Annotated in this window: 13 protein-coding genes and 1 tRNA gene; all 14 read right to left on the bottom strand. The window is 69.9% G+C overall.

Going from position 1 to position 11,166, the window contains the following annotated elements; all coding sequences use genetic code 11:
• The coding region (locus tag ARC20_RS00420; RefSeq protein ID WP_152983935.1) for a hypothetical protein at positions 1–331 on the bottom strand (331 nt) is incomplete at its 3' end.
• Positions 332–457: 126 nt separating this feature from the next.
• Positions 458–532 (bottom strand) — tRNA-Val (locus ARC20_RS00415).
• A gap of 64 nt (positions 533–596) precedes the next feature.
• Positions 597–950 (bottom strand): PilZ domain-containing protein, encoded by a 354-nt coding sequence (locus ARC20_RS00410; RefSeq protein WP_057642661.1) that lies wholly within the window; start codon positions 948–950, stop codon positions 597–599.
• The gene (locus ARC20_RS00405; RefSeq protein ID WP_057642658.1) at positions 947–1,909 is read right to left on the bottom strand and encodes a DNA polymerase III subunit delta'; all 963 of its coding nucleotides are present in this window, start codon (positions 1,907–1,909) and stop codon (positions 947–949) included. Before ARC20_RS00405 ends, ARC20_RS00410 begins: the two co-directional genes overlap by 4 nt.
• Positions 1,906–2,571: a dTMP kinase gene (gene tmk / locus ARC20_RS00400; protein ID WP_057642655.1), complete on the bottom strand. Its 666-nt coding sequence runs from the start codon at positions 2,569–2,571 to the stop codon at positions 1,906–1,908. Before tmk ends, ARC20_RS00405 begins: the two co-directional genes overlap by 4 nt.
• Complete coding sequence (gene mltG / locus ARC20_RS00395) at positions 2,568–3,647, bottom strand: endolytic transglycosylase MltG (protein ID WP_057642652.1); 1,080 nt, start codon at positions 3,645–3,647, stop codon at positions 2,568–2,570. The genes tmk and mltG overlap by 4 nt, the downstream gene beginning before the upstream one ends.
• A 64-nt stretch (positions 3,648–3,711) precedes the next feature.
• Positions 3,712–5,064 carry an aminodeoxychorismate synthase component I gene (locus ARC20_RS00390; RefSeq protein ID WP_425478489.1) on the bottom strand — a complete coding sequence of 451 codons (1,353 nt, stop codon included), beginning with the start codon at positions 5,062–5,064 and terminating at the stop codon, positions 3,712–3,714.
• A gap of 108 nt (positions 5,065–5,172) precedes the next feature.
• Positions 5,173–6,408 (bottom strand): beta-ketoacyl-ACP synthase II, encoded by a 1,236-nt coding sequence (gene fabF, locus ARC20_RS00385; RefSeq protein ID WP_057642649.1) that lies wholly within the window; start codon positions 6,406–6,408, stop codon positions 5,173–5,175.
• A 156-nt stretch (positions 6,409–6,564) separates the two neighbouring features.
• A complete protein-coding gene (gene acpP / locus ARC20_RS00380; RefSeq protein WP_046981398.1) occupies positions 6,565–6,804 on the bottom strand; it encodes an acyl carrier protein in 240 nt (79 codons plus the stop codon).
• A gap of 154 nt (positions 6,805–6,958) precedes the next feature.
• Positions 6,959–7,702, bottom strand: a complete 744-nt coding sequence (gene fabG, locus ARC20_RS00375) for a 3-oxoacyl-ACP reductase FabG (protein ID WP_057642646.1) — start codon at positions 7,700–7,702, stop codon at positions 6,959–6,961.
• A gap of 79 nt (positions 7,703–7,781) precedes the next feature.
• Positions 7,782–8,726: an ACP S-malonyltransferase gene (fabD, locus tag ARC20_RS00370; RefSeq protein ID WP_057642642.1), complete on the bottom strand. Its 945-nt coding sequence runs from the start codon at positions 8,724–8,726 to the stop codon at positions 7,782–7,784.
• 132 nt (positions 8,727–8,858) lie between these two features.
• Positions 8,859–9,638 carry a BUD32 family EKC/KEOPS complex subunit gene (locus ARC20_RS00365; RefSeq protein WP_057642639.1) on the bottom strand — a complete coding sequence of 260 codons (780 nt, stop codon included), beginning with the start codon at positions 9,636–9,638 and terminating at the stop codon, positions 8,859–8,861.
• A 70-nt stretch (positions 9,639–9,708) separates the two neighbouring features.
• Positions 9,709–10,683: a beta-ketoacyl-ACP synthase III gene (locus tag ARC20_RS00360; RefSeq protein WP_057642636.1), complete on the bottom strand. Its 975-nt coding sequence runs from the start codon at positions 10,681–10,683 to the stop codon at positions 9,709–9,711.
• Positions 10,684–10,769: 86 nt separating this feature from the next.
• Positions 10,770–10,964 (bottom strand): 50S ribosomal protein L32, encoded by a 195-nt coding sequence (gene rpmF, locus ARC20_RS00355; RefSeq protein WP_057642632.1) that lies wholly within the window; start codon positions 10,962–10,964, stop codon positions 10,770–10,772.
• Positions 10,965–11,166: the final 202 nt, after the last annotated feature.

Here is an 11,166-nt window from a genome sequence, read left to right as displayed (position 1 = left end):
CCCCCCCCCACGCCCGCCCCAGCACCGCCACGCCGAACGCGGTCACGCCCAGCGACAGTGCATAGAGCAGCAGGATCTCATCCCAGAACACCCATGGCGAGCGCGCCGCGCTGGCTTCCAGGCCGCCCAGCGCGCGCGTGCGGTAATGCACCACGCCGGCGGAGACATCGCCGATGACCGCCCACGCGCCCACCGCGCCGACCAGCAGGCAGGCCACGCCCGTGCCCAGCGGCATGTTGCGCAGGCGCGGATGGAACAGGCGAAGGAACAGGTGGCCCAACATCAGGGCCAATGGCGGGAAGGCGAACCCCAACAACGTGGCAGGATTCATGGATCGTCCTTGCGCAGGTGCGCGGATGCGGTGGAACCACGGGCGAACGATGGAGGTGGCCCGCCGCCCTCCCGGTGGCCAGCCACGAAAAAGCCGGCCCTCGGGCCGGCTCTTCTTTCGCGACGATGGTGGGCGGTGCAGGGATCGAACCTGCGACCCTTGCCGTGTGAAGGCAATGCTCTACCGCTGAGCTAACCGCCCGATGTCGCGAGCCGCCCATTATAGGCGATCGCGCAAAGGCGTCAAGGCATCGTGACGCGTTCGATCACATCGTATGCGTCGGCTTGTCAGAGCTCAGCAGGCCCGCCAGCAGGGTCTCGATGCGGTTGCGCACCGCCTCGCCCTCCGGGCCGTCGGCCAGCTGCACGCCGATGCCGGCCGCGCGATTGCCCTGCGCACCGGCCGGCGTGGCCCAGATCACCTTGCCGGCCACCGGCAGGCGTTCGCTGGATTCGGGCAGCGTCAGCAGCAGGAAGACCTCGTCGCCGAGGAAATAGCGCTTCGGGGTCGGGACGAAGATGCCGCCGTTCTTCACGAACGGCATGTAGGCGCTGTACAGCGCCGCCTTGTCCTTCACCGCCAGGGACAGGATGCCCTGGCGCGCGTTTGTTGCACTCATCGTGTATCCCCTTTACGTACTGGCCGATCCCCATCGCGCCAGGCAAGCAACAGTTCCGCCACCGCCAGGTCCGCGCGCACCGTGGTGCGCAACAGGTCGCGGGTGCGATTGGCGGCATCGAACCAGGTGGCCAGCTTGTGCAATCGCGCCGGCTCGGTCAAGCCGGAAGCCTGCGCGAGTACCAGGTCGGCGGCATGGCGCAGGCGCGCATCGGCGTGTTCGTCGCCGGTCCAGCGCGTGGCCAGTTCCACCGCGCCAGCGCGACCGGCAGCCAGTTGTTCCATGTCGGCGGCGACCTGGCGGCGCAGCGCCAGGCCGTCGTCGCGCAACCATTGCGCGGCGAGGCCCGGATGGCCGCGCGCGGCATCGAGTGCTTCCTCGGCCGCGGCGGCCGCGAAGCCCTGCGCGCGCAGCCAATCCAGCGCTTCGAGCCGTGGCGGCAGCTTCAGTTCCAGGCGCTGGCAGCGGCTGCGGATCGTCGCCGGCAGGCGCGCCGGTTCGGCGCTGAGCAGCCACAGGTAGCGGCCGGGCGCGGGTTCTTCGAGCGTCTTCAGCAGCGCGTTGCAGGCGGCGCGGTTGATCGCATCGGCCGGGTCGATGACCACCACCTGCGCCACGCCGTATTGCGGGGTGAGCGCGAGCTTCTGCGAGACCTCGCGGATCTGCTCGATGATGATCTCGGTGCGCAGCTTGTCACCGGTGCGGTTCGGGATGAACGAGACGACATGCAGGTCCGGGTGGGTGCCGGCGGCGATCAGCTGCGCGCTGCGCGCGCGCGCCGCCGCATCCGGCGCCTGCCCCAGCACGTGCGTGGCCAGGCGCATCGCCAATGCGCGCTTGCCCAGCCCGGCCGGGCCGCAGACCAGCAGGCCATGGCCGAGGCGGCCGGCATCCAGCGCCGCCACGGTCTGGTCGTAGGCGCGCTGTTGCCAGGGTGCGAAGGTCGGCTCGCCGCTCATGCCTCGGTGTCCCCGATGAACACCGCCACCGCGCGCGCCACTTCGGCGGCCACGCCCATCGGCGGCTGGTTGGCGTCGATCACCTTGATGCGCTCGGGCTGCGCCTGCGCGCGCGCGCGGAAGCCGGCACGCACGCGCTGGAAGAAATCGTCGTGCTCGCTTTCGATGCGGTCCGGCCACAGGTCGCGGCCGGTGGTGCGGGCGCGGCCGATGCCCACGTCCAGGTCGAGCAGCAGGGTCAGGCCCGGCTGCAGGCCAACCACGCGACGCTCCAGGTCGGCGATCCACGCCGGGTCCAGGCCGCGGCCTTCGCCCTGGTAGGCGTAGCTGGAATCGGTGAAGCGGTCACTGACCACGAACGCGCCGCGCTGCAGCGCCGGGCGGATCACCTCGCGCACGTGCTGCGCGCGCGCGGCGAACACCAACAGCAGTTCGGCCTCGGCCGCGAGCGGCTCGGTCACTGGCAGCGAAGGCGTGTGGTTGAGCACCATCTCGCGGATGCGTTCGGCCAGCGGCGTGCCGCCGGGCTCGCGGGTCAGCACGACTTCGTGGCCGTGCGCCTGCAGGCAATCGCGGATGGCGCTGATCGCCGTGCTCTTGCCCGCGCCCTCGCCGCCTTCCAGGCTGATGAAGTGCGGATGCTGGAGCAGTGCCGGGCTCATGGCGTGGTCACCGGCGCTTGCGCCTGCGATTCGCGGCGGCGCTGCAGGTAGCGCGCGACGGCCGCCGTGTGGCCGGCGTAGTCGTCGGAGAACACATGCGCGCCGGTGCCATCGCCCACGGCCACGAAGTACAGCGCGTTGCCCGGCGCCGGGCGCACGGCGGCCTCGAGCGCGGCATGGCCGGGCATGGCGATCGGCGTCGGGGTCAGGCCGGTGCGGGTATAGGTGTTGTAAGGGGTGTCGGTGTCGAGGTCGCGCCGGCGGATGTTGCCGTCGTAGCCACTGCCCAGGCCGTAGATCACCGTCGGGTCGGTCTGCAGCTTCATGCCCATCCGCAGGCGGCGGGCGAACACGCCGGCGATCTGCGGGCGCTCGGCGGCCAGCGCGGTTTCCTTTTCCACGATCGAGGCGAGGATCAGCGCCTCGTCGGCGCTGCGCAGCGGCAGGTCGTCGGCGCGGCGCGACCAGGCGTCGGCCAGCGCGCGCTCCATCGCCTTGTGCGCGCGGGTGAGCACGTCCAGGTCGGTGTCGCCGCGCTGGTAGAGGTAGGTCTCGGGCAGGAAGCGGCCTTCCGGATGCTGGCCGGCGAAGCCCAGCTTCGCCATCAGCGCGGCATCGTCCAGGTCGGCGGTGACGTGCTCCAGCGGCGTGGCGGCATTGAGCGCGGCGCGCAGCTGGCGGATGTTCCAGCCTTCCACCAGCGTGAAGCGGTATTGGATGACGCGGCCATCGCGCATGCGGGTGAGCAGTTCGCGCGGGCTCAGCGGCGGCTGCAGCGCGTATTCGCCCACCTTGATGTGCCCGGCCGCGCCCACCTGCCGCGCCAGCAGCAGCCAGTTGATGTCATGCCCGGTATCCACCCCGGCCGCGCGCAGCTTGCGCAGCACGCCGCGCACCGAATCCCCCGGGGCCACCACCACGCTCGGCGCGCTGGCGGTGAGCGGGGTATCGGCGAAGCGCTGGTGGTCCTGCCACAGCCAGGCGGCGGCGCCCACGGCCAGCACGGCGAGCGCCAGCAGCACCGCCAATATGCTCAGACATCCACGTTTCGCCCCGGCCACGGCCACCTCGGTCATTCTTCTGCGTCGCGCAGGATACCGTGCGCGACGCGATTCCCGAACCACGCCACGGCCACGCCGCTCACACGGCGTCCAGCGCGCGCAGCAGGCCGCGGGCCTTGGCCCGGGTTTCGTCCAGTTCGCGTTCGGGCTGGGAGTCCACCACGATGCCCGCGCCGGTGCGGAAGCGCAGCGCGGGGCCGGCGATCTCGGCGGTGCGGATCAGGATGTTGAGGTCCATGTCGCCATCGCTGCCGAGCCAGCCGAAGGCGCCGGTGTAGGCCCCGCGCGCTTCGCCCTCCAGCTCGGCGATGATCTGCATGCAGCGCACCTTCGGGCAGCCGGTGATGGTGCCGCCGGGAAACACCGCGGCGATCACCTCGCCCGGCGTGACCCCCTCACGCAGCAGGCCACGCACGTTGCTGACGATGTGGTGGACGTGGGCGTAGCTCTCCACCGTCATCAGCTCGTCCACCTCGACCGTGCCGCCGCGGCAGACGCGGCCCAGGTCGTTGCGTTCCAGGTCGATGAGCATGACGTGCTCGGCGCGCTCCTTCGGGTGGCCGACCAGCTCGCGGATGCGCGCGGCATCGTCGTCGCCGGGGAAGCGCGGGCGGGTGCCAGCGATGGGGCGCGTCTCGACGCGCTCGCCCTGCACGCTCACCAGCCGCTCGGGCGAGGAACTCACCACCGCGCGGCCGGCGGCCACGAACAGCCCGGCGAACGGCGCGGGGTTGTTTTCGCGCAGGCGCTGGAACAGGGCGGCCGGCGTGGGCGTGGCGTCGAAGGCCGCCTGCCAGGCGCGCGAGATGTTGGCCTGGAAAACGTCGCCGGCGCGCAGGTACTCGAGCACGCGTTCGACATTGGCGGTGAAGCGCGTCGGCTCGTCTTCGACCAGCGCGGCGGGCCGCTGCCAGGCCGGCAGCGGCGGCAGTGCGGCGGCGGCGTCGATGTCGGCGGCCAGTACGTCGAGCAAGGCTTCGTGGCCCGGTTCGGCGACGGCGATGCAGCGGCCGTCGCGGCGATCGCGCAGGATCGCCGCCGGGCAGCGCAGCGCCAGCGCCACCGGCAGGCCATCGGCGCGCATCGGCAGGCGCAGCACCGGCTCGACCTGCGCGGCCAGTTCGTAGTCCAGCAGCAGCGCCCAGCCGCCGCCGAACGGCAGCGCCGGATCCACGCGCGCCGGCTGGCGCGTGCGCGCCCAGGCGGCGTCGAGCAGCGCGAGGAAGTCGCCTTCCAGCGCCGTGCCTTCGCCATTACGGGTGATGCCGTCGGTGCCGAGCTGCAGCTGTTCGCCTTGGGCGACGAGCAGCAGGTCCCAGCGCCCATGCGCGGTGCCATGGGCGGTGGATTCGAACAGGGCGGGATAGCGTGCCGGGGCCAGGCGATGCAGGGCCAGCAGGTCGGTCTCGGCGGCCAGCGGCAGCGTCGGCATGGTCAGTCGCTCGGGACAGGCGACGGGCCTTCGCCGCGCCGCCGGGAATCGGGCCGCGCCGTTGCCGGCGCGGAAGGCGCGCACCCGTCGCGGGTACGCGCGCAGGCCTTACACGCGGCGGAACACCAGCGTGCCGTTGGTGCCGCCGAAGCCGAAGCCATTGGACATGGCCACGTCGATCTTCTTCTCGCGCGCCACGTTCGGCACGTAGTCCAGGTCGCAGCCTTCGCCCGGCTCGTCGAGGTTGATCGTCGGCGGGATGATGCCGGCGTGGATCGCCATCACCGAGAAGATCGCCTCCACGCCGCCGGCCGCGCCGAGCAGGTGGCCGGTCATCGACTTGGTGGAGCTCACCATCGCCTTGTAGGCGTGGTCGCCCAGCGCGCGCTTCATCGCCAGCGTCTCGGCCAGGTCGCCGAGCGGGGTGGAGGTGCCGTGCGCGTTGAGGTAATCGACGTCTTCCGGGTTGATCTTCGCGTCGCGGATCGCGGCGAGCATGCTGCGCGCGGCGCCCTCGCCGTCCTCGCTCGGGGCGGTCATGTGGTACGCGTCGGAGCTGGCACCGAAGCCGATCAGCTCGGCGTAGATGCGCGCGCCGCGGGCCTTGGCGTGTTCGTACTCTTCCAGCACCAGCACGCCGGCGCCGTCGCCCAGCACGAAGCCGTCGCGGTCCTTGTCCCACGGGCGCGAGGCCTTGGCCGGCTCGTCGTTGCGGGTGGACATCGCCTTCATCGAGCAGAAGCCGCCGATGGAGGTCGGCGAGGAGCCGCGCTCGGCGCCGCCGGCCAGCATCACGTCGGCATCGCCGTGCTGGATCATGCGCATCGCCGTGCCGATGGAATGGTTGGAAGTGGCGCAGGCGGACACGGCCGAGAACGTCGGGCCCTTGATGCCCTTGATCAGGCTGACCTGGCCGGGAAGCATGTTGATGATGGTGCTGGGCACGTAGAACGGCGAGATCTTGCGCGCGCCGCCCTCGTGGAACTTGATCGTCTGCTCCTCGATGCCGTACAGGCCACCGATGCCCGAACCGAGGATGGCGCCGATGCGTTCGGCATTGGCCTCGGTCACTTCCAGTCCGGCATCGTCCATGGCCATGAACGAGGCGCCGATGCCGTAATGGATGAAGGTGTCCATCTTCTTCACGTCCTTGGCGGACGCGTAGAGGGTGGGATCGAAATCGCGGATTTCGCCGGCGATGCGGGTGGTGAACTGCTCGGCGGGGATATGGGTGATCGGGCCGATGCCGGAGCGACCGTTGACGATCCCCTCCCAGCTGCTGGCCAGGTCATTGCCCAGCGGCGACACCATGCCCATGCCGGTCACGACAACACGACGACTCATTGTGGATCTCCTGCCGATACCTTGCGGATTGACGCTGGAAAACTGCGGATGTCGCCTGCGCGGCACCCTAAAACACGGGGCCGCTTGAGCGGCCCCATGTCTGCGGGAACACGGGCGGAGCCAAAGGCCCGGCGCCCACGTTCCGGGATCGATGCATCAGCTCTTGACGTGAGCCTTGACGTAGTCGATCGCCTGCTGGACGGAGGTGATCTTCTCGGCCTCTTCGTCCGGAATCTCGCACTCGAACTCTTCCTCGAGCGCCATCACCAGCTCGACGGTGTCCAGCGAGTCCGCACCCAGGTCATCGACGAACGATGCGCTGTTGGTGACTTCCTCTTCCTTGACGCCAAGCTGTTCGACGACGATTTTCTTGACGCGTTCTTCGATGGTGCTCATTGGATATCGCTCCAGATGGAGTAGTGGTGGTTCAAAAAACGCCATCGGGCTGCGATGGCCGCGTTGGATAGTGTAGTGGAAACCGCCGGAGCATTCATTTCACTGCAAACCCCGGCGATTCAACCACTTAGCGCGTCCTTGCGCCGCACCTCAATCAGGGCATGTACATGCCGCCGTTGACGTGCAGGGTCTCGCCGGTGATGTAGCTGGCCGAAGGACCGGCCAGGAACGCCACCGCACGGGCAATGTCGGCCGGCTCGCCGAGGCGGCCGAGCGCGATCTGGTCCAGCAGCGCGGTGCGCTGCTCTTCCGGCAGCGCGCGCGTCATGTCGGTATCGATGAAGCCCGGCGCCACCACGTTCACGGTGACCCCGCGCGAGCCGATTTCCTTGGCCAGCGACTTGGAGAAACCGATGATGCCGGCCTTGGCGGCGGCGTAGTTGGCCTGGCCGGCATTGCCGGTCACGCCGATCACCGAGGCGATGTTGATGATGCGGCCCTTGCGCGCCTTCATCATGCCGCGCATCACCGCCTTGCTGGTGCGGAACACGCTGCTCAGGTTGGTGTCGAGGATGGCCTGCCAGTCCTCGTCCTTCATGCGCATCAGCAGGTTGTCGCGGGTGATGCCGGCGTTGTTGACCAGGATCGACACCGGGCCGAATTCCTTGGTGATCGACTCGATCAGCGCATCGATGGAACCGGCGTCGGTGACATTGAGCTCGCGGCCGTGGCCACCGGAGGCGGCCAGGCGCTCGCCGATCGCCTGCGCGCCGGACGCCGAAGTGGCGGTGCCGATCACGGTGGCGCCCTGGGCGGCCAGTTCGTCGGCGATCGCCGCGCCGATGCCGCGGCTGGCGCCGGTGACCAGCGCGATTTCTCCCTGCAGGGGCTTGCTCATCTGGATTTCCTCGTTGGAGGCAACAAAAGGGGATGGACGCCGCCGCGCCACGAACGCGCGCGCAAGCGCGCGGGGTGGATCAGGCGGCCCAGTCGGCCAGCGCGGCCTCGAAATCGGCCGGGGTCGCCAGCGGGCGGCCATCGATCGACTTGTCGATGCGCTTGACCAGGCCGGTCAGCACCTTGCCCGGGCCGCATTCGGCCACGCGGGTCACGCCGCGCGCGGCCAGCGCCTGCACGCAGGAGGTCCACTGCACCGGCAGGTAGAGCTGTTCGACCAGCGCCTGGCGGATCGCCGCCACGCCGTCGTGCACCTGGCCGTCGACGTTCTGCACCACCGGCAGCTGCGGCGCGCGCCAGTCCAGCCCGGCCATGGCTTCGGCCAGGCGGTTGGCGGCTTCGCGCATCAGCGGGGTGTGCGAGGGCACGCTCACCGCCAGCTTCACCGCCTTGCGCACGCCGCGTTCGGCGAGCAGGGCGATGGCACGGTCGACCGCCGCGGCGTCGCCGCCGATGACGATCTGGCCGGGGGAATTGAAGTTCGCGGGAACGACCACCTGGCTGCCGGCGGCCTGCTCGCAGACCTCGGCGACCACGGCATCCTCGGCGCCGAGCACGGCGGCCATCGCGCCGACGCCCGCCGGGGCGGCATCCTGCATCAGCTGGCCGCGCAGGCGCACCAGGTGGGCGCCGTCGCGCAGGCTCAGCGCGCCGGCGGCGACCAGGGCGGTGTACTCGCCCAGGCTGTGGCCGGCCAGCACCGCCGGCTGCGCGCCGTGGCGCGCCTGCCACAGGCGCCACACCGCCACGCCACCGGCCAGCAGGGCCGGCTGGGTGTATTCGGTGCGGTTGAGCATTTCCTCGGGGCCGCCCTGCGAGAGCGCCCACAGGTCCACGCCGGCGCCCTCGGAGGCTTCGGCGAAGGTATCGCGGATCTGCGGGTGCAGCTCGGCCAGTTCGGCAAGCATGCCGAGCGACTGCGAGCCCTGGCCCGGGAAGACGAAAGCGAGGGAATTTTCAGTCACGCGCGCGGAGGGGTCTGCGAAAACGAGCGGCGATCATACGGGTGAAATCGCCCCAGCGTCTGTACTGGCGCGTATGCAAAGGTATGGACTCCCCGCCCCGGCTACCCGCCCGTTACGGCAGGAAAGCCCGTGTCAGCTCAGCAGCCCCAGCATGTCCAGCTGCCCATCGGAGAACCAGTCCACGCATACCAGTGTGATGACCAGCACGCTCAGCGTGGTGGCGGCATGGATGACCAGGATCGAATGCGCCAGCGCGCGCGCCGAACGACCCAGCCGCAGCACCCGCGCCATCGGCTGCAGGCGACCGGTCACCGCATGCGCGTGCTCCACCACCGGCGCGCCTTCATCGCACATCGCGTCGGCGAGCATCTGCTGCAGCACCGGCAGGCGGTTCTCGTAGTACTTCGCCACGCCGTAGCCGAACATCAGCCAGTCGCGGGCCTGGGCCTGGGCCAGGTCCATCACTTCGAGCGGGTCTTCCTCGAAGTCGATGAAGCCGATCCGCTGGCCGTCGAAGGTCATGTTGCGCGGCAGCGGCTGGCCGAAATAGGCGCCCTGTGCATGCGAGCGGGCAATGGCGTCCAGCGCGTGGCGCACCAGTTCGTCGCGACCGGCCTCGTCGGCCTCGCGCAGGCAGCTGGCGAGCGAGCGGCCGTTGTCGCTGAGCACCAGCGCGGCGCGCCCGGTGCCCAGCACCTGCGGCACGTTGACGGCCTGGGCCTGGAGTTCGGCGATGCGCCGCGCCTCGATATCACGCGCCGCCACGCCACCGCGATGCGGCGGCGGGCGCAGGGCTTCGAGGTGGAACAGGCGCGCGACGAAGCTCAGCGTGCCCAGCGCCAGCGCACGGCCACCTTGGCCGTACTGCTTGAGCCAGGCCCGCCGTCCGTCGATGACGATGGGTTCTGCCATGAGGGAAATCTCCGGGTGGGGACGCGGAGCAGCGACGACCGCGCACGGGCGCCGGGCGCCCGTGGCCGGATCAATAGCGCAGCAGCGCCGAACCCCACGTGAAGCCGCCGCCGAACGCTTCCAGCAGCAGCAGCTGGCCGCGCTGCACGCGGCCCGAACGCACCGCCGCGTCCAGTGCCAGCGGCACCGAGCCGGCCGAGGTGTTGCCGTGCTTGTCCACGGTCACCACCACCTGCTCCATCGACATGTCCAGGCGCTTGGCCGTGGCTTCGATGATGCGCAGGTTGGCCTGGTGCGGAATCAGCCAGTCCAGGTCGTGCTTGTCCAGGCCATTGGCCTGCAGGGTCTCGTCCACGACCGAGTCCAGCGCCTTGACGGCGTACTTGAACACGTCGTTGCCCTTCATCAGGATCTTGCCGCCCTGCCCGTTCTCGCCGAAGCCGGTCGACACGCCCACCGGATCCCACAGCAGCTCCTTCTTGCTGCCATCGGCATGCAGGTGGGTGCTGAGGATGCCGGTGTCCTCGTCGGCCTTGAGCACGACGGCGCCAGCGCCATCGCCGAACAGCACGCAGGTGGTGCGGTCGGTCCAGTCGACGATGCGGGTCAGGGTTTCGGCGCCGACGACGAGCACGGTGCGCGCGTCGCCGCAACGGATGAACTTGTCGGCCACGCTCAGGGCATAGATGAAGCCCGAGCAGGCGGCGTTGACGTCCATCGCGCCGCAGCCGGTCGCGCCGATGCGCGCCTGCAGCAGGCAGGCCGTGGACGGGAAGATCAGGTCCGGCGTGGTGGTGCCCACGACGATCATGTCGATCTCATCGGCGGTGACGCCGGCGGCTTCCATCGCGCGGGTGGCGGCGAAGTAGGCCAGGTCGGACGTGGTCTGGTCATCGGCGGCGATGTGCCGCTCGGTGATGCCGGTGCGCGTGCGGATCCACTCGTCGCTGGTGTCGACGAACTTGGCCAGGTCGTCGTTGGTCAGCATCTTCTCGGGCAAATAGCTGCCCGTGCCCGCGATTCTGGAGTAGATCCGCTTGCTCATACCATGTCCTGTTGCTTTGGGGCCGGCGCGAAGGCGCCGCCCCGGAAGACGCGTATCACCCGCCGCGACGCGACGGGTGCCACGGATCAATCTTCGTTGACCGCCGAGGTCTTGGTGGCGATGACCTTCTTGCCGCGGTAGTAGCCGTCAGCGGTCACGTGGTGACGCAGGTGGATCTCGCCGCTGGTCGGGTCGGTCGACAGCTGCTTGGCGGTCAGGGCGTCGTGCGAACGGCGCTGGCCGCGGCGGGACGGGGTAACACGGGATTTCTGCACAGCCATGGGATTGCTCCAAACTCGGTTCGTTTACTTCGTCGTTTCGTCGCACAGGCTGCGCGCCCGCACCGACTTTCTGGGTCACCGCCGCGCCAGCGCGACGGTTATTGCTTCTTCAACCTGGCCAGCTCCGCGAACGGATTGACCTTGTCCAATTCTTCGGTGGTCGCGGTCCATTCGGACTCGACCGCCTCGGTGCCCGGCGCCA

The sequence above is a fragment of the Stenotrophomonas panacihumi genome, assembly GCF_001431645.1.
Classification (GTDB): Bacteria; Pseudomonadota; Gammaproteobacteria; order Xanthomonadales; family Xanthomonadaceae; genus Stenotrophomonas_A; species Stenotrophomonas_A panacihumi.
This window is presented reverse-complemented; position numbering and strand designations above follow the sequence as displayed.

Coding starts and splice junctions, on each gene's coding strand:
- ARC20_RS00410 (WP_057642661.1), bottom strand. CDS start 950: ATGAGTGCAACAAACGCGCGCCAGGGCATCCTGTCCCTGGCGGTGAAG.
- ARC20_RS00405 (WP_057642658.1), bottom strand. CDS start 1,909: ATGAGCGGCGAGCCGACCTTCGCACCCTGGCAACAGCGCGCCTACGAC.
- tmk (WP_057642655.1), bottom strand. CDS start 2,571: ATGAGCCCGGCACTGCTCCAGCATCCGCACTTCATCAGCCTGGAAGGC.
- mltG (WP_057642652.1), bottom strand. CDS start 3,647: ATGACCGAGGTGGCCGTGGCCGGGGCGAAACGTGGATGTCTGAGCATA.
- ARC20_RS00390 (WP_425478489.1), bottom strand. CDS start 5,064: ATGCCGACGCTGCCGCTGGCCGCCGAGACCGACCTGCTGGCCCTGCAT.
- fabF (WP_057642649.1), bottom strand. CDS start 6,408: ATGAGTCGTCGTGTTGTCGTGACCGGCATGGGCATGGTGTCGCCGCTG.
- acpP (WP_046981398.1), bottom strand. CDS start 6,804: ATGAGCACCATCGAAGAACGCGTCAAGAAAATCGTCGTCGAACAGCTT.
- fabG (WP_057642646.1), bottom strand. CDS start 7,702: ATGAGCAAGCCCCTGCAGGGAGAAATCGCGCTGGTCACCGGCGCCAGC.
- ARC20_RS00365 (WP_057642639.1), bottom strand. CDS start 9,638: ATGGCAGAACCCATCGTCATCGACGGACGGCGGGCCTGGCTCAAGCAG.
- ARC20_RS00360 (WP_057642636.1), bottom strand. CDS start 10,683: ATGAGCAAGCGGATCTACTCCAGAATCGCGGGCACGGGCAGCTATTTG.
- rpmF (WP_057642632.1), bottom strand. CDS start 10,964: ATGGCTGTGCAGAAATCCCGTGTTACCCCGTCCCGCCGCGGCCAGCGC.